Source organism: Adhaeribacter pallidiroseus (assembly GCF_003340495.1).
In the GTDB taxonomy this organism is placed as follows: domain Bacteria; phylum Bacteroidota; class Bacteroidia; order Cytophagales; family Hymenobacteraceae; genus Adhaeribacter; species Adhaeribacter pallidiroseus.
Genome location: NZ_QASA01000001.1, coordinates 3,879,541 through 3,899,074 on the forward strand (window position 1 = coordinate 3,879,541; position 19,534 = coordinate 3,899,074).

21 protein-coding genes are annotated in these 19,534 nt (G+C 42.5%); 16 read left to right on the top strand and 5 right to left on the bottom strand.

Features of this window, described 5'->3' with window-relative positions; genetic code table 11:
• Window positions 1-81: 81 nt before the first annotated feature.
• Entirely contained in the window at window positions 82-474 is a 393-nt protein-coding gene (locus AHMF7616_RS15480; protein ID WP_115373715.1) for a hypothetical protein, read from the bottom strand.
• A 405-nt stretch (window positions 475-879) separates the two neighbouring features.
• Here AHMF7616_RS15480 and AHMF7616_RS15485 point away from each other — a divergent pair, with 405 nt between their 5' ends.
• The 4 genes from AHMF7616_RS15485 (at window position 880) to AHMF7616_RS27755 (ending at window position 3,443) form a co-directional block, all read left to right on the top strand.
• On the top strand, window positions 880-1,302 hold the full coding sequence (locus AHMF7616_RS15485) for a response regulator (RefSeq protein WP_115373716.1): 423 nt from the start codon (window positions 880-882) through the stop codon (window positions 1,300-1,302).
• Window positions 1,303-1,482: 180 nt separating this feature from the next.
• A complete protein-coding gene (locus AHMF7616_RS15490; RefSeq protein ID WP_115375637.1) occupies window positions 1,483-2,622 on the top strand; it encodes a methionine aminotransferase in 1,140 nt (379 codons plus the stop codon).
• A 45-nt stretch (window positions 2,623-2,667) separates the two neighbouring features.
• Entirely contained in the window at window positions 2,668-3,066 is a 399-nt protein-coding gene (locus AHMF7616_RS27750; protein ID WP_317047610.1) for a nitrilase-related carbon-nitrogen hydrolase, read from the top strand.
• Between the two features lie 20 nt (window positions 3,067-3,086).
• Window positions 3,087-3,443, top strand: a complete 357-nt coding sequence (locus AHMF7616_RS27755; protein WP_317047611.1) for a nitrilase-related carbon-nitrogen hydrolase — start codon at window positions 3,087-3,089, stop codon at window positions 3,441-3,443.
• Between the two features lie 20 nt (window positions 3,444-3,463).
• Here AHMF7616_RS27755 and AHMF7616_RS15500 read toward each other — a convergent pair whose 3' ends face one another.
• Both AHMF7616_RS15500 and AHMF7616_RS15505 read right to left on the bottom strand, forming a co-directional pair.
• Window positions 3,464-3,868, bottom strand: coding sequence for a hypothetical protein (locus AHMF7616_RS15500; protein WP_115373717.1), 405 nt, complete (start codon window positions 3,866-3,868; stop codon window positions 3,464-3,466).
• Entirely contained in the window at window positions 3,869-6,112 is a 2,244-nt protein-coding gene (locus AHMF7616_RS15505; RefSeq protein WP_115373718.1) for a T9SS type A sorting domain-containing protein, read from the bottom strand.
• Between the two features lie 42 nt (window positions 6,113-6,154).
• Here AHMF7616_RS15505 and AHMF7616_RS15510 point away from each other — a divergent pair, with 42 nt between their 5' ends.
• Window positions 6,155-7,453 carry a UDP-N-acetylmuramoyl-tripeptide--D-alanyl-D-alanine ligase gene (locus AHMF7616_RS15510; RefSeq protein ID WP_115373719.1) on the top strand — a complete coding sequence of 433 codons (1,299 nt, stop codon included), beginning with the start codon at window positions 6,155-6,157 and terminating at the stop codon, window positions 7,451-7,453.
• Window positions 7,454-7,630: 177 nt separating this feature from the next.
• Window positions 7,631-8,107 carry a hypothetical protein gene (locus AHMF7616_RS15515; RefSeq protein ID WP_115373720.1) on the top strand — a complete coding sequence of 159 codons (477 nt, stop codon included), beginning with the start codon at window positions 7,631-7,633 and terminating at the stop codon, window positions 8,105-8,107.
• Between the two features lie 113 nt (window positions 8,108-8,220).
• Here the strand turns inward: AHMF7616_RS15515 and rfbC are convergent, their stop codons facing one another.
• Together rfbC and AHMF7616_RS15525 are read right to left on the bottom strand one after the other, a co-directional pair.
• Window positions 8,221-8,763 (bottom strand): dTDP-4-dehydrorhamnose 3,5-epimerase, encoded by a 543-nt coding sequence (gene rfbC / locus AHMF7616_RS15520; protein ID WP_115375638.1) that lies wholly within the window; start codon window positions 8,761-8,763, stop codon window positions 8,221-8,223.
• Window positions 8,764-8,872: 109 nt separating this feature from the next.
• On the bottom strand, window positions 8,873-10,000 hold the full coding sequence (locus AHMF7616_RS15525; protein ID WP_115373721.1) for a glycosyltransferase family 4 protein: 1,128 nt from the start codon (window positions 9,998-10,000) through the stop codon (window positions 8,873-8,875).
• Window positions 10,001-10,387: 387 nt separating this feature from the next.
• Here AHMF7616_RS15525 and hflX point away from each other — a divergent pair, with 387 nt between their 5' ends.
• The 10 genes from hflX (at window position 10,388) to AHMF7616_RS15575 (ending at window position 19,278) form a co-directional block, all read left to right on the top strand.
• Complete coding sequence (gene hflX, locus AHMF7616_RS15530; RefSeq protein WP_115373722.1) at window positions 10,388-11,620, top strand: GTPase HflX; 1,233 nt, start codon at window positions 10,388-10,390, stop codon at window positions 11,618-11,620.
• 164 nt (window positions 11,621-11,784) lie between these two features.
• Window positions 11,785-12,267, top strand: a complete 483-nt coding sequence (locus tag AHMF7616_RS15535) for a hypothetical protein (RefSeq protein WP_115373723.1) — start codon at window positions 11,785-11,787, stop codon at window positions 12,265-12,267.
• Between the two features lie 157 nt (window positions 12,268-12,424).
• Window positions 12,425-12,817 (top strand): HAD domain-containing protein, encoded by a 393-nt coding sequence (locus tag AHMF7616_RS15540; protein WP_115373724.1) that lies wholly within the window; start codon window positions 12,425-12,427, stop codon window positions 12,815-12,817.
• Window positions 12,818-13,058: 241 nt separating this feature from the next.
• Window positions 13,059-13,610, top strand: a complete 552-nt coding sequence (locus tag AHMF7616_RS15545) for a dihydrofolate reductase family protein (protein ID WP_115373725.1) — start codon at window positions 13,059-13,061, stop codon at window positions 13,608-13,610.
• Between the two features lie 153 nt (window positions 13,611-13,763).
• Entirely contained in the window at window positions 13,764-14,048 is a 285-nt protein-coding gene (locus tag AHMF7616_RS15550; RefSeq protein WP_115373726.1) for a hypothetical protein, read from the top strand.
• A gap of 495 nt (window positions 14,049-14,543) precedes the next feature.
• Window positions 14,544-15,092, top strand: coding sequence for a hypothetical protein (locus tag AHMF7616_RS15555; RefSeq protein ID WP_115373727.1), 549 nt, complete (start codon window positions 14,544-14,546; stop codon window positions 15,090-15,092).
• 242 nt (window positions 15,093-15,334) lie between these two features.
• On the top strand, window positions 15,335-15,829 hold the full coding sequence (locus tag AHMF7616_RS15560) for a SixA phosphatase family protein (protein WP_115373728.1): 495 nt from the start codon (window positions 15,335-15,337) through the stop codon (window positions 15,827-15,829).
• 82 nt (window positions 15,830-15,911) lie between these two features.
• Window positions 15,912-17,978 (top strand): polyphosphate kinase 1, encoded by a 2,067-nt coding sequence (ppk1, locus tag AHMF7616_RS15565; protein WP_115373729.1) that lies wholly within the window; start codon window positions 15,912-15,914, stop codon window positions 17,976-17,978.
• Between the two features lie 250 nt (window positions 17,979-18,228).
• The gene (locus tag AHMF7616_RS15570) at window positions 18,229-18,969 is read left to right on the top strand and encodes a methyltransferase family protein (protein ID WP_115373730.1); all 741 of its coding nucleotides are present in this window, start codon (window positions 18,229-18,231) and stop codon (window positions 18,967-18,969) included.
• A gap of 78 nt (window positions 18,970-19,047) precedes the next feature.
• The gene (locus AHMF7616_RS15575; RefSeq protein ID WP_115373731.1) at window positions 19,048-19,278 is read left to right on the top strand and encodes a hypothetical protein; all 231 of its coding nucleotides are present in this window, start codon (window positions 19,048-19,050) and stop codon (window positions 19,276-19,278) included.
• The last annotated feature ends 256 nt before the right edge of the window (window positions 19,279-19,534 follow it).

Below are 19,534 nucleotides of genomic sequence, written 5' to 3' on the forward strand. Positions count from 1 at the left end.
TCGGCGGGGTTGCCAGGGTAAAAAACAATCTGCGCGTAAGAAATAATTAAATTTTATTTAAAAAGAGGGACCATACGTTAGTTACACAATCTTTAACCAGGCCTTGGCTTCTTCCGGATCGTCGAACGTTTGAATGTAACTGGGTTGGTGCGCGTGCGTTAAAGTTTTATCCGTAGATAGCCGACTAAGCATACTGGGCGAGTAAATCCAGGCAAAGGCTTGTAGACCATGAGCTCTTAAATCCGGAAACCAAACATCGGCGCCCCATTTTGCTGCACCCGACCACATACCTTCTACCAAAGTATTGTCGTTTAAAATTTTGGTGCAGGCTTCCGAAACCATATATTCTAAAATTTTACCACAGCCATCTTTTACCGATTGGGTGGTTTGAAAGCCGATCCAATTCACATAGAGCCAATTATTTTCGGTATCGTAGTAAATTTCAATTTGATCAGTAAAGTATAGTTTCTCCATTCTGTAAAGTAGGCTTGCATTACTTTCTATATTGTTGGTAATGATAATTACTATTAAAAATCAGGCCAATTATATTAAGAATTTAATATATATTTATATTTATATAATAATCCGAAATAAACTTGCCTTAAACTTTTTTACCCGTTTTTATACGGATAGTAGTAATTATACGCGCTTCTTGATTTACCGTTGGCCACCAGAAAAGCATTCTTAAAAAACAGCATATTTGTTATTAATTGTACATGCTTCTGTGTTCCTAGTAAAATAAAGCTAAATTTAATCCCAAATAGTGGCGGTAGCATTTACCTCTGTAAAGCAAATATACCGGCACCCTCTAAATTTTACTTGTTAGTGTTAACCTGAACTACTTCTGATTTATTCAAGAAACTTTTACGCTTTATATGCATGAAAATTTTAAATTTAATTCTGCTCATCGACGACGATGAGACTACTAATTTTATTAACAACCGCACTTTAACTAAAGCTAATATTGCCCGAAGGATTCAGATTTATCCGGATGCCGAAGATGCCTTACAATATTTGCGACAGGCTAATGCTGGCGCCGCTATTGTTCCGGAACTTATTTTTTTAGATATAAAAATGCCGAAGATGGATGGGTTTGAGTTTTTAGAAGAATACCGCAAAATAGGTATAAAAGACCCGCAAGCAACTAAAATCATGCTGTTGACCTCTTCGGCCAGTTTTTACGATTTAAAACGGATGGAAGAATTTGAAGAAGTAAAACGACACTTTTCTAAACCGCTTACCCCGCACGACGTGAAAGAAATAATGACCGAATACTTTCCGGAAGACATGGCCTCGGTGTAAGGCAAAGCTTTTTTAAATTTTAAAATTTTACGGCTTGCTACAAAATACTACACCTTAAGTTATCTAACTATATTGCCCTGGTTACACTTTTGGTTTTATTACCAGCACCATTTAATTAAACTAAAAAAGGCCGGTAGTAGAATCCAGAAAGGTAATCAGTACTCTCGTTTTTTTCTGCTTATGCTTGCATCCAAATTACCTCAGGTAGGTACCAGTATATTCACGGTTATGTCGCAGTTGGCGCAGCAGCACGGCGCCATTAATCTGTCGCAGGGTTTTCCAGATTTTAACAGCCCAACCGAGTTACTTGACTTAGTAAGTTATTACCTGCACCAAGGGTTTAATCAATACGCGCCCATGGCGGGCGTTGTAAAACTACGGGAACAACTTAGCCTCAAAACCCAGCTTTTATACGGCATTACGCCTAATCCCGAAACCGAAATCACGATTACGTCGGGGGCTACCGAAGCACTATACGCGGCCCTGGCAGCCATTTTGCACCCGCACGACGAAGTAATTGTACTGGAGCCAGCTTACGATTCGTACGTACCGGCTATCTTGCTCAATGGGGGAAAACCCGTTTATGTACCCTTACAGGTACCTGGTTTTACGATAGATTGGGATTTGGTAAAAGCGGCCATTACACCCCGCACCCGGGCTATTTTACTAAACTCGCCGCATAACCCTTCGGGAGCCGTTTTAAAGCCAAGTGATTTAACCGCGCTCGCGGAAATTATCAGGGACACCAATATTCTGATTGTTAGCGACGAAGTATACGAACACATGGTTTTCGACGGCCAGCCCCACCAAAGCTTACTTACCTGTCCGGAACTGGCCAGCCGTAGCTTTGTCATTTCGTCGTTCGGGAAAACCTACCACGCTACTGGCTGGAAAGTGGCTTATTGCGTGGCGCCGCCCGCTTTAACCATTGAATTCCGGAAAGTGCATCAATACCTGACCTTTAGTACCATTACCCCGGTGCAATACGCGCTAGCCGATTTTTTAACGAACCAGGAACATTACCAGAACCTGCCGGCTTTTTACCAGGCTAAACGCGATTTGTTTTGTCAGCTGCTGCAAGGCTCCCGGTTTACGTTGCAACCATCGGCTGGCACGTATTTTCAATTAGTAAGTTACGAAAATATTACCCCCGAAAATGATCAGGCTTTTGCCCGTAGGTTAACCACGGAAGTGGGTGTAGCGGCTATTCCAGTTTCGGTATTTTACCACCAGCAAACCGACTATGGGCTACTCCGCATTTGTTTCGCGAAGAACGAGGAAACCTTACGGGCGGCGGCTCAAAAGCTCTGTCAATTGTAATTGAGTAACCAGCCGGACAAAAATTTAAAAAACTGATACTACGCCATGCCTGATTTACGCATTTCCCTTATCCAAACGCCGCTGCAATGGCACGACCGGGCTTTTAACCTGGAAATGCTGGCCCACAAAATAGAGGAAATAACGGAGCCTACCGATTTAATTGTTTTACCGGAAATGTTTACCACTGGTTTTTCGATGCAGGCGCCGGAACAGGCCGAAACCATGAACGGACCCAGCCTGCACTGGCTGCAAAACATGGCCAAAACCACGGGTGCGGTAATAACGGGTAGTTTAATTATTCAGGAAAAAGGATTTTATTACAATCGGCTCATTTGGATGAAGCCAGATGGCCACTATATGTTTTACGATAAAAAGCATTTGTTCCGGATGGCTGGCGAAACCGAGATATACGCGGCGGGTACCCAAAAATTTTTACAAATTTAAAAGACTGGAATATATGCCCGTTGATTTGTTACGATCTGCGTTTTCCGGTTTGGAGCCGCAACGTACAAAACGAATACGATGTGTTACTGTACGTCGCCAACTGGCCCGCCAAAAGAAGCCTGGCCTGGAAAACCTTACTCGCTGCCCGTGCCATTGAAAATGTAGCCTACGTAGTGGGCGTAAACCGCATTGGCGAAGATGATAACGGACACGATTACGCCGGCGACTCCATGGTGGTAAACTTTAAAGGAGACCTCCTATTTAACGCCGCGGACCAGGAAATAACGCAAACGGTTACGCTTAATCAGCAGGAATTAGCCGATTTCCGGCAAAGCTTCCCAACGTACCTGGACGCCGATGTTTTTAGATTAGAGTAAAAATTTAAAATAATTGAAACTTAGCTTAAGGTATTCGAATAAAGGTGGCTTAAGTGCTCCTGCAAGGTTAATTCTTCCGGATTTTTTAAAAAAATCAGGTTCGAGCGATTGCTGAAAAGTTTTTCTAACCGGATATGGGTGCCTTGCAGGATAACCAAAGTAGGTTGCGACCTACGAATCAAGATTTCGGCTAAAGGCAAAGTAGCTCCTAATGAAGCCTCCGGCGCAAAACTTTTATAGTACACGCCGCAGATATCGGCCAATTCTGCCAACTGGCAGGCTTGCTTGGTTAAAAATTCTTCCGAAAAACCATCCAGATCGAGGTAATCTAAACCCGAAAATTGTTTTTTAACCTGCTCCAACATTGGTTTTTGGTAAGCAGAAGAAAATTTTTGGTTTACCTCAACGTAAATAAAAGTTGCCACTTATCGAGTTACTAAAAGTTTGTAACCGGCTGATTTACCAGTTGCTGTTTGTATCCGCACGTAAAACAATCCGGGCGCCAATCCGGCCAGTTGCATGCGGTGTTCTTTGGCTAAATTTACATTATTGCGTACTCTCCGGCCTTCGGAACTATACAGTGCCACCAGCATTTTTTCCGGACCCGCTACGGTTACTTCCTGGTTAGCCGGATTAGGGAAAACGGAAATTTGTAACCGCGCTTTTTCTTCTTCCGAAATACCGGTTCCGGTTCTAAGCTGTTGGGATAAGTAAAACAACCCGCCGCCAGTGTTTCCCGCAATTATTTCGGGCTGCTGGTCATTATTTAAATCAGCAGCGGCTAAAGCTACGTGGGCGCCTAAGCGGGTAGCTACCGCTGAGCTAGTGATAGAACTAGCCAATAAAGCGGGCGTTTCTTTAAAATCAGCTTTTAAATCAGCCATAAAGCCCGCGTATATTTTAATAACGCCCCGGTTATCTACGGTTAGCAGCTCCGGAGAATTATCATTGTTTAAATCAGCAATTAAAGGATAAAGGTTGCGGTTAGATTCTTCTACAAATTCAATACCCCCGAATTTTTCGTTTTCTAAGGTAAATACTGGCTTGGCGGCTGTGCCGGTATTGCGGTAATACAACAAGGGGCCGCTGGTATCCGAAATCAGGAAACTGGCTCCTACTAAGGCATCCTGATCACCATCGTTATCCAGATCGTAAAAAACCACTACATCGCCGGTATTTTCGCCGATAGTTAAGTCTTGTACTTTGGCCACGTTAAATTTAAAAGGTTGACCAACGGCGGCCTCATTTAAAATATATTTATTACTACCGGTAGAACTGTTAAGTACGCTAAACGTCAGGTCCAAGCGACCGTCGCTGTTTACGTCGGCAAAGCGGGGTTTTAAACCTTGCAACTCCAAAGAAGCTAAACTCGCGTAATTATCGGTTTGCAATTGAAACTGGGGCTCCGAAACAGTACCAATATTCGTGTATAAACTTACGCTGCCAATCATATTATCGTTTTTCATGGCGGCATATTTACCCACGAGCATATCCAGGTCGCCGTCCGCGTCCACATCCGCGAAGGCCGGCGCACTGTCCTCGCCCAAGTCCAGGACTGTATTCTGTAAAAAATCTTTTTGCTCGAAGGAAAATACCGGACTGGCCGTAGCCGCGGCCGTATTGCGGTACAGCCATACGGATTGATTGGTGTTGATGCCGTCGATATTAGCGGGCAGATACGGCGATACGAGTAAATCCGGTACATCATCAAAGGTAACGTCCTCGTAGTAAGCGGCCAGAAACTGGCGGAAATTAGCCGGGGTGGTGTTATCCGGGAATACGGTTTTTACCCCGGAACTGCTCATTACGGCTTTAGTGGCCGTGCCTTGGTTCATGATTTGGACTAACTCGCTGCACGGGTCACCACCGAGCAAAATATCTTTATCCTGATCGTTATCCAGGTCCAGGGCCAGCATGGCGGCGGGTACGCTGTGTTTGGTGCCGGTGGTGCGGCACGCCGCATTAAACATAAAGCTTCCGCAAGCATCTTCGCATTTAGTTAGTTTTCCCCACCAGGCGTCTTCGAGCTTAAACCGCAGACTATCGGGGGCCAGCTTATCTTCTACCCGCAAGTTTTTGTATAGCTGAATGGTATGGCCGGAAGAAAAATCAAAACACAGAATATCTAAATCGCCATCGTTATCCATATCCGTGATAGCGGGTAAATCGTCGCCGCTTACCTGCACATTCACGCCGTTATTATAGCGTACAAAGTCTTCCTTTAAAACAAATTGCAACAGACCATTCGGGGAACTTACATTCTGATACACTTTTATACCCAGGTTGCTTTTAGTAAAAAGATCTTTGCGGCCATCTTGGTTAAAATCCCGTAATACCACCCAATCCGATAAGCTATCCGGAAAAAGGACTTCATATTCCGGTTGGTATTGCCAGCTCCATTGGCCGTTTACCTGCTGGGCCAGGTAAGTAGATATTTTATTTTGGGTGCGGTCAAAAACAAACAAATCTTCGGTCTGGTCCTGGTTTAAATGAATTTTAGAAAATACGGCACTATTTAATCCGCCAGTCCAGGGATTATTTAAAATATTCGGGCCGTCGTTTATTTTTACGTTGTTTTGGTAGCGAAATTCATAATATTGCTGCCCGAAACTAGGGGTAGCCATACTGGCCAAACAGAAAACCAAAAAACAGAATAAATATTTTTTCATACAGGTAAGTAACGCTGAAAGCAGAATAATCTATACAAATATATGGCAGAAACCATTTCGATGCTTTATAATAAATACCTGGAATGCACGGCGGTAAGTACGGATTCGCGGGCCGACCAGACCAACCATTTATTTTTTGCCTTGCACGGTCCTAATTTTAACGGCAACCAGTTTGCGGCCCAGGCATTAGCCAAAGGTGCCCGCTACGCCGTGGTAGATGACCCGGCCTTAGCCAGCGACCAGGTGATAGTAGTACCCGATACTTTACAGGCGCTCCAGGAACTAGCTCAATATCACCGTCGGCAGTTAACCATTCCGGTAATTGGCATAACAGGTTCTAACGGCAAAACCACTACCAAGGAGCTTATTCACGCAGTTTTAAGCCAACGTTTTAATACGGTTTACACCAAGGGCAATTTAAACAACCACATTGGCGTACCGCTTACCTTACTTACCATTCAGCCCGAGCACCAGATTGCCATTATTGAGATGGGCGCCAACCACATCGGGGAAATCGAACAACTTTGCCGGATAGCCGAGCCTACCCACGGCATTATTACCAACATCGGGAAGGCCCATTTAGAAGGTTTTGGGAGCCTGGAAGGAGTAGCCCGCGGCAAAAGCGAATTATACCTGCACTTGTTACGCAACAAGGGTACGGCTTTTATAAACTCGCAAAACGAAATTTTACAACGCATGGGCAGCCGCCTGCCCATTAAATTAACCTACCCGGCCCCCGGCGATTTTTTCCACTGTAAATTTATTTCGGCTTCGCCTTTTGTGGTGTACGAATCCGAAAACAACGACACTATTACCACCCAGATAATCGGGGAATACAACTTCGAGAACATCGCGGCGGCTTCGTGCATTGGCAAATATTTTAACGTGCCTTTAGCCAAAATTAATGCGGGCATAGCCAGTTATGTACCCGCCAACAACCGCTCCCAGATTATTAAAAAAGGGACTAACACAATTTTACTCGATGCTTACAACGCCAATCCGTCATCGATGGCAGCTTCGGTGAACAATTTTGCCCAAGCCAACGCTTCGCATAAAGTTGTTATTCTGGGCGACATGCTGGAACTAGGCCCCGAGAGTGCCGAAGAACATGCCAAAATCGGGAAATTAGTGGCTAATTTAGATTTCGAGCAGGTACTTTTATGTGGCCCGGAAATGGAACATGCCGCGGCTCATGCTTCCGGGGCCTGGCACTTCGATAATAAAGCCGAACTGCAGCAATGGCTTCAGGACAATCCGGTGCAAAACAGCTCTATTTTAATCAAAGGCTCCCGCGGCATGAGTTTGGAAACGCTAATGGATTCTATCGATCAGGCTGGCTAAGTTTTTCCTGTTCCGGCAAGAGAAAAATTTAAAATTCCGGCATGGCGCAACAGGCATAACAAGCTCACTATCGGGCCGTTACCTAAAATATTAAATTTTTCGAATATTTTTTTGTAAGCCATGCAACTCTTGCCGCCGAATAGTAATCAGTAATAGTAAACAGCTAAGTCAATTAAAATGAAAAATTTTGTAAATGCTTTTTTATTAATTTTATCACTGGCGGTAGTGGGCTGCCAGCAGAAAGAAGACGGTGCGGAACCAGTACAAGTTATAGGCAAGTGGCAACTAACGCACATAGAAGGAACCAACATGATCGCCGATGCGCCTCCTGGTCCACCTATTGCCTTGCTTTATCAGGAAACGATTGAATTTAAAGCCGGTAATACTTTTATCAGAACGCGCTCCAACGGGTATGTAGCCACCGGCACTTACACGCTATACCATAACACCGACGATGATAAGGGAATAAGGGTTCAATTTACAAATCCTGATTTAAACTATCATGAATTACCCGGAACCCCCGTTAGACAAGAATTTTCGGGTTACAATGGGCTATTAGCGCTCCGGTTTCTAAAATCCGGTGCCCTGATGGAAGACCATCGGGCTTATGACGGCTATAACTTTTTCTACGAGAAAGTAAAAACCAATAACTAAGCATTTACTTAATCCGGCATTGTAGCCGCGTTTTTAAAAAGGGGGTAATTTCTAAATTAATCCGCTGAATTAATCCAGAAATTATCCCGTTTCAATTTTTCAGTATTTTCCGTTTAAAACGGAGCGTTTAATTCCTGCAAAGTAGGCAAAACCACATCTTTGGGCGAAATAATGGCATTTGTTACACCCCAGTTAATTCCCAGAGCCGGATCGTTCCACAACAGGCCACCTTCCGCGGCCGGGTAATAATAGTTGCTGCATTTATACAGAAAAATAGTATTATCGGTTAAAGCGGCAAATCCGTGCGCAAAGCCTTCCGGAACAAAAAACATGTTGTTCTTTTCCGCGTCGAGTTCGCAGGTGATGTGCTGGCCATAAGTGGGTGAGTTTTTCCGGATATCCACGGCTACATCTAAAGCCCGACCAGCCGCCACTCGCACCAGTTTAGCCTGGGCATACGGGGGTTCCTGAAAATGCAGTCCGCGTAATACGCCTTTCTGCGAAACCGATTGATTATCTTGTACAAACTCGGTGGTAATACCATTTTCGGCAAAAATCCGGTAGCTGTATGATTCAAAAAAATAACCCCGGGCATCGCCAAACCGGCGCGGTATAATTTCAACGGGGCCTTCCAGCGGGAAGCGTTTAAATTCCATGTAGCGTTTGTGTAAAAATCTTACCAGCGAACTCTTGCCGGGCATCTAATAAGTTAAAATTTAAAAAAATTGAAATAGTTTTACCCAACAAGTTTAAAGCAATTTTCTATCACTTAATTTGGTTTGCTTTGGCCGTAATGCCCGCTATTACCGCTAAGTATTTATTAATTACAAACTGTTCATCAAATTTAGTAACGGCTAATTGCCGGCTGGCGGCTCCCGTTTTCTCCAGTTCCTTGGCGGGTAATACGTAGATTTGTTCCATTTTAGCGGCTAAATCAGTAGCATTGCGAACTTCGCAGAGCAAACCGTTAACACCGTTAACAACGGTTTCTTTGCAACCGGGCACATTAGTCGTAATAATGGGTTTACCCAACGCGGCGGCCTCCAATAAGGTTTTGGGGGTTCCTTCGCGGTAAGAAGGCAATACCACGCAATCCGAATTTAAAATACAGGAAGCTACATCGTCGGAAGTACCTAAATACTCGATGGCGCCTTCGTTTACCCAAGCCATAAAGAGATTTTTTTTAATACCTACGTTGCCCGCTTCGTCGAAACCACCCAGTAACTGGCAGCGAATATCCGGGTATTTTTGTTTTAACGCACGACTGGCTTCCACAAATTCGACTACGCCTTTTTCGTACAATATCCGGCCAATCATTAAAAAAGTAAAAGGCCGGTGGCGCGTAAAAACCGGGGCTGGCCTAAACTGGCGGGTATCAATGCCCGAACCAGGCAATACATCTGTAAGCCCGGGTTTAACCAGCTTATAGTCTGTAAATAATTTTTGGTCGTCGGGATTTTGAAAAAAAACTTTTTCCGGATACCGGAAAGCCAGGCGGTACAAACGGAGTGCTACTTTAGAAACTAGGTTGCGCACAATAAACACCGTACCCAAACCCGAAACATTGTTAACCGTAGGTATGCCCGCCAGTTTGGCGGCCAGGGTTCCGTAAATATTCGGTTTAATGGTGTATTGCAGAATAACAGCGGGCTGCACTTGCTTGTAAACCTTGTAAAACCGTTTAATTAACAGCAAATCCTGCAAGGGATTGGTGCCTTTATTTTCCATCAAGATGGGTACGTACTGACAGCCGGCGGCCTCTAACCGAGCAGAATATGCATCGGGTGGCGCAATAGCAATTACCTCGTGCCCTAAGGCCTGCAACGCTTTTATCAGGTTTAACCGGAAATTGTAGATGTTCCAGGAAGTATTAATAACAATGGCAATCCGCATACCTGCTTTCAGTCAAGCCTTTATTTTAGCGCCGCAAAGATAAGGACTCTGTTACAAAGTTCTAGGCAAACTCCTTGAAGTTACAACTAATCCTTTTTTTTAAATTTTTACATTCACCGGAGGCTTAAACTTTATTTTTCAGGGATACCCGCACGAGACAAAGCAAACTAGCCTAAAAACTTAAAATTTTAACAGCCACTGTCTGATGCTGCTTTTCAGGGATATAAATCTGAAAATAGTCTTACTATCTTCGTATACTTTATTTTTGGCGTATGCAAAACGTTTTTTAAGGCGCTGTAGCTAAGTTATAAACCGCACTAAATAGGTAATTTGTGGCCTTTTTTTTAAAAAAATCGTACACTTTCTACTTTAATTGCAGAACACCTTATGACCAAGAAATTACACGATACCGCTAAAGTTCAGGAAACCGCCATTTTGGTAGCGGTGCCTTCTAAAACGCAACCCGACGAAAAAACCAAGGAATACCTGGACGAATTAGCTTTTCTGACCGAAACGGTAGGAGCCGAAACGATCAAAAGATTTATTCAGAAACTCGATAAACCCGATATCCGCACCTACGTGGGCAAAGGCAAACTCGAAGAAATAAAAGCTTTTGTTACGGAATTTCAGATCGACATGGTTATTTTCGACGATGACCTGACGCCGTCGCAGGTGCGCAACCTGGAAAGTGAACTGAAAGTGAAGATTGTGGATCGCAGCTTACTCATTCTGGATATTTTTGCGGTACGCGCAAAAACGGCGCAAGCGCGCACCCAGGTCGAAATGGCGCAATACCAATACTTTTTACCGCGTTTAACGAATCTCTGGACTCACTTATCGCGGCAAAAAGGCGGTGTAGGTATGCGCGGACCGGGAGAAACGGAAATTGAAACCGACCGCCGGATTGTACGGGATAAAATTGCTTTGCTCCGCGACAAACTCGACAAATTAGATAAACAAAACTATCAGCAACGGAAATCGCGTACCGAAATGGTGCGGGTAGCTTTAGTGGGTTACACCAACGTGGGCAAATCCACGCTCATGAACTTGCTATCGAAATCCGAAGTATTTGCCGAAAACAAGTTATTTGCCACCGTAGATGCTACCGTGCGCAAAGTAGTAATTAACCGCATTCCTTTTTTGTTATCCGATACCGTAGGGTTTATTCGTAAGTTACCGACCCGCCTCATCGAAAGCTTTAAATCTACCCTGGACGAAATCCGGGAGGCCGATTTACTCGTGCACGTGGTAGACATTTCGCACCCGGGCTTTGAGGAACACATGGAGGTAGTAAATAAAACCTTAAAAGAAATTAACTCCGCCGAGAAACCCGTGTTGCTGGTTTTTAACAAAATAGACCAGTACCGCACCCAGGAAGTAGACGAATTAAACGATATGGGCGAAGGAACCGAATTACCTACGCTGGAGGATTTGCGGCAAACCTACATCGCCAAAATGCACTATCCGGCAATATTTATTTCGGCCACCGACCGCACCAATATCGATACTTTACGGGAAGAATTGTTCGCCCGGGTTGCCGCCATCCACTACGAACGCTACCCCAACGTGGCCCCATCTTCCGAAGAAGAACTGCATGCTTCCGATACGCAGGAATTATAAATTTTTAAAATTAAGCTCCTGTTTGATCAGCTATTTATTAAATTCAGCCTTTAACAAAAGGGTCTCTCCTGTATGTAAACAAATCAGCTACTCCGTTTATCCAGCCAATACCGGAGGATTAATGGAGTAACTCCGTTTATCGGCTAGTTAGCGGCAATTAAAGAATGAGAATATACACTAAAAATGAGTTATCCCATTGGGCGTCTGTTGACATCTATAAGCTGGACATAAAAAGAGCTAAAGAATTTATGTCTGATTTAATACTTGCTCTACCTAATGATAGCTTAATCAGTTTTGAGGGGGACTTAAATAAAATTCAAAAACCGTCTTTTGCTTTAGATATTGAGAAAAGTCAAAACCTTAGGAGAAACATAATTTCACCGAGAATGGATTTTTGGATTTTCAGACTGAATGAGGTAACCAAAAATTATTTATTAAATGATTTTGTAAACAAGGTCGGAATTAGATATAAAGTTGTTCATATATCAGCAGAGTGTGATTCAAAACTAATTTTCAACTCTAATGATAATTTGGACCCAGAAGGAGTATTTATATCGTGCGGGAAATTTATTTCGCCTGAATTTTTAAATCGACTGGAAAAAACAGGATTCATTAACAACATTGAAAAAATAAAAACTACCCCCTAACAAGGTGCATAAGCCATGCTACGGCCGACGGCCTCGCACGTCTCATGCACTAGACGTTAGGCAAAAAACAAACAACTAAGACTCATGAAAATTCTTTTAGATATTGACAGCGTTTTAGTCACAACTCCAGCCTGGAAACCTGTGGAGCTATTGCCAGATGTGGTTTTTAAGTTTTAATGAAAAAGCCTCAAAAAACTTAGCCAGGATTTTAGCTAAAACAAAAGCTTCGCTTGTATTGACCTCAACGTACAGAATTAACTATACTATTCCAGAATGGCATAAGCTTTTTGAGACGAGAGGGATAAAGACTAACTTCATTTCTAAAATCAACGACAATAAAATGATTAAAAATGTAGGAAGGCGGGTTAATGAAATTGAGAAATGGGTAAAAAGTAATCAGGGTTTGGAAGCTTTCGTGATAATTGACGACGACTTGTCAATCAACGGATTGCCAAAACTGATTAAAGATAAATGTGTCTTGACAAAGCCAATGATAGGTTTTGATGATGAAGCAATGAACCAGGCCTTTAGAATTCTGCTGGAAAAATAACTTGGTCCCAATTTCTGCAAACGTCCTCTCGGCCGATGGCAATTACCGTTGTTTATACAAATTCATTAGTGGTTATGGTATGGTGGCATCTTGCCTTAAGGTATTTAAAATAAAAAATTAAACTTCTTAGCCGCATAAGCAAAACGCCGCAATTGCCTCCTAAAATGTCGCAAATCACGCCATCAAAATTTCGTCTAGCTATTACTTTTGTCCAGGACCCAAAAAACATACGGAGGTAAAAATGAAAAAGGTAATTGCCGCATTTAATATGACACTTGACGGTATTTGCGACCATACGGCAGGAATTGCGAACGAAGAACTACATCAGCATTATGCCGAACTGATAGATAATGCAGGCACTATTTTATATGGCCGGACGACCTACCAACTCATGCAATTTTGGCAAACCTTATTGCACCAACCTTCCGGCGAGAAATCAATGGACGACTTTGCTCTTTCGATAGACAAAATTCAAAAACTTGTTTTTTCGAACACCCTAAAAAGCACCGGTTGGAACAGTGCCGAACTTGCCAAAAGAACCCTAAGTGAAGAAGTTTTGCAACTTAAACAACAATCAGGGAAGGATATTCTAATTGGAAGCCGGAGTTTGATTATTCAACTTCTAAACAGTAATCTGATTGATGAATTACAAATTTGTATTCATCCTATTATTGAAGGAAAAGGATTGCTGCTGTTTGACCAAATCAAGGACCGAATTGTATTGAAACTCATGAAGACAAAATTACTTAACTCAGGTGCAGCCGTGTTTTACTATGAGCCGACAGGACAGTAAACAACGAACCCCTAACCAGGTATTACTAAAAGCGGGGTTAAACGGCTTTAATCGGACGGAAGTACAAAATTCAACTTTTGTTTTTCAATTAAACTGTAGTGTTAAAATCCCGCCTCGGAAATTAGGTAAACTATTAAAAGGAATAAAATATAAATGAAAAAAATTTATTTGGCAGCCATACTCATTATGCATTGGGGTTGCTCGCCAGAGCAAGAAAAGACAAACCAAAAATCTAATAACTTAGAAGTTAAAGCGCTAAATGATTCAACTGTTGTAATTAAGAAGAAAGATAAAATTGATACCGTTAAGATTGACTTAGGGCCTGATTTTATTTTTGCCTGGAAGGATGCCCATGAATTCACAAAAAATTTTACAGTTTTTTTAAAAACCATAAAACCAATCCTGGCCCTGTTAATCAAATCAGAAAAATTGATGTAACGGGTGATGGCAAAAAAGATGAGGTTAATAGTTCAATAAAGCAGTTTGCGGATAGCCTCATTTATCTTAATTCTATCGTTGATAATAACGATACCATTTGGAAAGACAAATTAGTTATAGATAAGGATTACGCGGTTGCAAAGCTTGGATCTGAAAAACTATTTAAATTACTAAAACCTTATTGTTACAAATTTCTAATTCAAGGAAAAACAGACTTTATAAGAGATTATGACTATAATTCTACTATTAAAGCATTGCAGCCCAGTTTCCTTCGGACTATTAACCCGGCGGATACACTATTCTGGAAGCGAGAACTAAAAAACTACCAAGGAAAAATTGTAGATAATGTTTATCTGGAAAGTGGTGCAGCTTCCTATGTGTGGGATAAGAAAAACAAAAAGCTAATCGAAATCTATAGCGAATAATTTTCCGCTCCTGAAAAAGCTAAAAACCATTAATACATTTTAAACCCAGCTTTAGGTACCATTTTTAAAAATGAAAATAAATCCAGGAAATTTTAGAAAATTATTTCTGTTAAAATCAGGTATTTATTTCGTAATAATTGGACTTTATAGTTGTGCAGGCACCACCAACACAGTTATAAAAACCACCCCTAATACCTCCAATTACACCAAGGCATACATAATTTCAGCAGTAAATTCGCAGTACATTAAATTTAAGTTTGGCGCTATAACACCTTTCGGCTACATCGTACTACCAGACGATTCTGCTCAAAAACACGAGGTAATTGGCAATACAGATTTTGTCATTAAAAAAGAACTTGAAAAAATAGGAATATCTGCAGAGATAGGTAATAAAGAGATTATTCCGGAAGGTTTTGACCTGATAGTTATGTATAATGATACGTGGCGGTGGGATTTTAAAAAAGTTCTGGATAAACTGGAAATCGTATTTATTTCTCCTGATGGCAGAGAAGAATTAGCACGATCTACCTTTAATATTTATCCGAACAAAGAGCTGCACAACTTTCCTACTCCTGAGAAAGAAGTGCCCAAAATGCTGAATCAGCTTTTGAAAAAATAAAAATATTGCCTATCTGTTATTCTTCGGTTAACGACCTGATACCTTTCATTCACAAAATCGTTAGCCCTTATAAATACACGCTGATTATTTCAGAAAAAATAACAAGCCATTAGAGAAACTTATCTTTAATAAGCGCATCTTCCGGTAAAATACGGCTACTCACCCCACCTCACCGGCGTTGTGGGCGTAAGGCTAGGGAAGAAAATTAAAAACAGCGCAAAAATTTAAAAAACTGTTCCGCTATGAAAACTTTATACTTGCTTCGGCACGCCAAATCGAGCTGGGATTTTGAAGATCTCAGCGACCACGACCGGCCCTTAAACAAACGCGGCCGGCACGATGCACCTTTAATGGGCCGGGAGTTAGCGTCGCACGAAATTAGTCCGGATTTGATGGTAACCAGTTCGGCGGTGCGGGCTCTTACTACGGCATCGCTGGTGGCCAAAGAAATGGAATATGATATTGATAATATTGTTATAAACGAAGCTATTTACGAGGCGAGCAAACAAGATTTATTAGCTATTATCCAGCAAACTCCCGATGATATTAATAACCTGATGTTGGTGGGGCACAATCCCGAAATAACCGAATTAGCTAATTTTTTAGCCCCAGAACATATTGCCAGTATGGCTACCGCTGCGGTAGTGGGTATCCGGTTTAACTGCGTAGCCTGGTCGGAGATTAGCCCCGAAAATGCGACGCTCGTGCTCTACGATTTTCCAAAAAATCACAAATAATTCGCTCAATCTTGCTAATAACCGTACCTAACACCTACGGTGGCTGAGTCGTAAAGCATACCGCGCATTACTTTGCTTTACTATGGAAAAAAATAAAAAAATCCTGAACCGCGAACTGAGTTGGCTGGCTTTTAACTACCGCGTACTACAGGAAGCGCAGGATATTACCGTGCCTTTACTGGAACGTATCCAGTTTATGGCCATATTTTCTTCGAACCTCGACGAGTATTTTAAAGTGCGCGTGGCCACCCTTAAGCGCCTGATTCAACTAAAAAAAGGAACCCGCCAGCAACTAACCCAGGATCCCAGCGAAGAACTGGACCAGGTACTGGCCGAAGTAACCCGGCAGCAAGAAGAACTGGGTAAAACTTTCCGGAACCAGATTATGCCGGCTTTACACGCGGAACATATTTATATTCTCGACGAAGAAACCATTCCGGCGGACCAAGAGACATTTGTGCAGGATTATTTTGCTCAGAAAGTACAGCCTTTGCTGGCGCCGGTAGTGCTTACCCCCGATCTCAACTTCTTTTTTTTAAAAGATCAGGTACTATACTTATTAGTAGAACTTACCCACCCCGGTCAGCCACCCATAACGGCTATTCTGGAAGTACCGACCAAACAACACGGCGGTCGGTTTGTAAAATTACCCACCCGAAACAAAGAACAGTTTGTTTTATTTCTGGACGATTTAATCCGGTTTAATTTACGGCGCTTATTTCCGGAATACCGTGGCGCGCGCGCGTACGCCATTAAAATTTCCCGCGATGCCGAACTGGATATGGAAGAAGAAGTTTCGGAAAACGTAATGGCTAAAATTCAGCGCAGTCTAAAAAAACGCGAAACCGGTTATCCTTCGCGTTTACTATACGATAGTAACATGCCCCAGCCTTTACAAGCCGCCGTTTGCCGGCTCGTAGGCGTTACGCCCGAAGAACTACTAGCGGGTAGCCGTTATCATAATTTCCGCGATTTTTTTGGCTTTCCTGATTTCAATCTGCCCAAACTAAAATATCCACCGCAGCCGCCATTACCCCAACCTCAATTACAGGGTCGGAAGAATTTATTTAAAGTTATTTACCGCCAAGATTTCTTGTTGCATTATCCGTATCAATCGTTTGACTACGTGCTGCAATTTTTAAATAAAGCGGCTAAAGACCCGGCCGTAACCACCATTAGCGCCACCTTATACCGGGTAGCCGATAAATCCAAGGTAGCCAAAGCCTTGGTGAAAGCCGCCAAAAATGGCAAAAGAGTTACCGTGGTGGTAGAGCTGCAAGCCCGTTTCGACGAAGAATCGAATATTTACTGGGCGCGCAAACTGCAAAAAGCCGGTGCTACGGTTATTGCGGGCTTACCGGGTTATAAGGTACACGGCAAATTATGCCTGGTAACCCGCCAGGAGAAAAACAAACCCGTGCAATACGCTTATTTAAGTACCGGTAATTTCAACGAAAAAACTTCCCGGATTTACGGCGATCATGGTTTGTTTACCAGCGATGCCCGGATAACTAAGGAAGTGGAACAGATCTTTCAATTTTTACTCGACCGTAACCCCGAAAACAAGCAATTCCGGCATTTACTGGTGGCACCGTTTAATATGCGGCCTAAATTTATGCAGCTGATTAACCAGGAAATCCGGAACGCCAAAAAAGGTTTACCCGCCTACTTAATCGCCAAAATGAATTCCTTGCAGGACGAAGCCATGATTTTAAAATTATACGAAGCCAGTGCGGCCGGCGTGCAGATAGATTTAATTGTGCGGGGCATTTGCTGCTTAAACCCGGGAATAAAAAATTTACGCGAAAATATTACGGTACGCAGCATCGTGGACCGTTACCTGGAACACGCCCGGGTATTTATTTTTGGCAATAATAACGACGAAAAAATGTACGTAGCCTCCGCCGATTGGATGACGCGCAACTTAAGCCGCCGGGTAGAAGTAGGTTTTCCTATTTTCGACAAAGCCTTGCATCAGGAAATCCGGCATTTGATAGATTTGCAACTGCAAGATAACACCAAAGCCCGCACCATCGACAACCAATATGTGCACACAGAGGCTAGCCCCGCAAGCCGGGCACAGTATGCTACCTATGATTATCTGCAACATTTAAAAGACGAAGTAAAAGTTGAACCGGAAACCCATTAAATGACTATAAATAACTTTTTTTAAATTTTTTCTTTGCTCAGAGCCACAGGCCGGCCTGTTCGGCAAAGTACGGGGCTTGGAGTTCAGTAAGAATTATTGCTGGTTAGTTGGGCTAGGTAGCGCATAAACTTCCAGCGGCTTCCTAAATTTTTACGTATACATATAAAGTATTTTCCCTAGTTTTAGGTTTTAACTAACCTGCGGGTTAGAACAGAATAGCCCGACTATTCTGTATAATGTATCTGTGCGAATGCCCTTAAGAGAAGAATTTGAGATTTCCGGTAACTGGTTATTCCGGCGACGCGGTTGGTTACCCCTATTATTGTATCCGTTTGCCATTGCCCTGCTTTATTTTTACCGCGATAAAACCTACGCTTGTGTTACCAGTACTTTCTGGAGTACCGTATGTTTGCTGGTGTCTTTAGCCGGTTTATTCGTGCGGGCGCTTACGGTGGGACACACACCCAAAGGCACCTCGGGGCGCAACACCGATAAACAAGTTGCCGAATGTTTGAATCATACGGGTATTTACTCGGTAGTGCGGCACCCGCTCTATTTAGGTAATTTTTTAATGTGGCTGGGGTTATTTTTATTTATTGGCATCTGGTGGTTTGTAGTTATTTGCGCGCTGGCTTTTTGGCTGTACTACGAGCGTATAATGTTTGCCGAAGAAGAATTTTTACGCCGCCATTACTCCCAAATCTACGAAACCTGGGCCAGCCAAACCCCTGCTTTTTTTCCCCGCTTATCGGGTTGGCGGGCCTCTACCCTGCCCTTTTCGCTGCGCAATGTATTAAAGCGCGAATACAACGGTTTACTGGCGATGGTGGTTTCTTTTACTTTGTTAAATGCCATCAGTCACTTTTTTGTACAGCAGCGCTTGCAGGTAGATGAATTCTGGCAAATCATTTTTGGCGCCGGCGTGCTTATCTTCCTTGTCCTGCGATCGCTCAAAAAATACACCCACGTTCTGGAGATTGCCGGGAGGTGAATTTAGTCCATAGCCAATTGTCCACGAACCACAGATTTTTACTTTATTTGATGCAAGTAATACTAATAAGAAATTCAATTGGATCAATTAGATAAAAACTTTACTGGTGCAATTATAAAAGCTTTGCAAGAAAAGCTAGAAAGAACATTATCAGAAAAGGAATTACAGGTGTTCACAACACCTAGGTCTTTAGTGGCATACGAAATGATGCTAGACTACATTAAAGATAATTCAATGTCAAAAGAGTCACTTGAAAAATATGCTAATAATGTAATTCTAGAGTACAACACTAAATATTTTAATTCATAAAAATAAAGGATCTTACTTTAAAAGCCTTTTAATGGCTATGCGGAGAACATACCAGTAGAAGGATTGTAAGAACTTTTACAAACTTCTTCCATCAACTTTGTATATACTTCGACTTAAGCCTTGCAAGAAGCCTGGATTGATTGAATAAGCATAATTTCTGCGTCGAATGTCTTTAATCCTTTCTAGATTGCAAAAATCCTGATAAATGCAATTCATCTATTAAACTATTTTGTATAGACTAAAAAGGACAGAAAAG

Bases quoted from the DNA above. Each gene is read 5' to 3' on its own strand.
- AHMF7616_RS15480 (WP_115373715.1), bottom strand. From the start codon at position 474: ATGGAGAAACTATACTTTACTGATCAAATTGAAATTTACTACGATACC.
- AHMF7616_RS15485 (WP_115373716.1), top strand. From the start codon at position 880: ATGAAAATTTTAAATTTAATTCTGCTCATCGACGACGATGAGACTACT.
- AHMF7616_RS15490 (WP_115375637.1), top strand. From the start codon at position 1,483: ATGCTTGCATCCAAATTACCTCAGGTAGGTACCAGTATATTCACGGTT.
- AHMF7616_RS27750 (WP_317047610.1), top strand. From the start codon at position 2,668: ATGCCTGATTTACGCATTTCCCTTATCCAAACGCCGCTGCAATGGCAC.
- AHMF7616_RS15505 (WP_115373718.1), bottom strand. From the start codon at position 6,112: ATGAAAAAATATTTATTCTGTTTTTTGGTTTTCTGTTTGGCCAGTATG.
- AHMF7616_RS15510 (WP_115373719.1), top strand. From the start codon at position 6,155: ATGGCAGAAACCATTTCGATGCTTTATAATAAATACCTGGAATGCACG.
- AHMF7616_RS15515 (WP_115373720.1), top strand. From the start codon at position 7,631: ATGAAAAATTTTGTAAATGCTTTTTTATTAATTTTATCACTGGCGGTA.
- rfbC (WP_115375638.1), bottom strand. From the start codon at position 8,763: ATGGAATTTAAACGCTTCCCGCTGGAAGGCCCCGTTGAAATTATACCG.
- AHMF7616_RS15525 (WP_115373721.1), bottom strand. From the start codon at position 10,000: ATGCGGATTGCCATTGTTATTAATACTTCCTGGAACATCTACAATTTC.
- hflX (WP_115373722.1), top strand. From the start codon at position 10,388: ATGACCAAGAAATTACACGATACCGCTAAAGTTCAGGAAACCGCCATT.
- AHMF7616_RS15535 (WP_115373723.1), top strand. From the start codon at position 11,785: ATGAGAATATACACTAAAAATGAGTTATCCCATTGGGCGTCTGTTGAC.
- AHMF7616_RS15540 (WP_115373724.1), top strand. From the start codon at position 12,425: ATGTGGTTTTTAAGTTTTAATGAAAAAGCCTCAAAAAACTTAGCCAGG.
- AHMF7616_RS15545 (WP_115373725.1), top strand. From the start codon at position 13,059: ATGAAAAAGGTAATTGCCGCATTTAATATGACACTTGACGGTATTTGC.
- AHMF7616_RS15550 (WP_115373726.1), top strand. From the start codon at position 13,764: ATGAAAAAAATTTATTTGGCAGCCATACTCATTATGCATTGGGGTTGC.
- AHMF7616_RS15555 (WP_115373727.1), top strand. From the start codon at position 14,544: ATGAAAATAAATCCAGGAAATTTTAGAAAATTATTTCTGTTAAAATCA.
- AHMF7616_RS15560 (WP_115373728.1), top strand. From the start codon at position 15,335: ATGAAAACTTTATACTTGCTTCGGCACGCCAAATCGAGCTGGGATTTT.
- ppk1 (WP_115373729.1), top strand. From the start codon at position 15,912: ATGGAAAAAAATAAAAAAATCCTGAACCGCGAACTGAGTTGGCTGGCT.
- AHMF7616_RS15570 (WP_115373730.1), top strand. From the start codon at position 18,229: ATGCCCTTAAGAGAAGAATTTGAGATTTCCGGTAACTGGTTATTCCGG.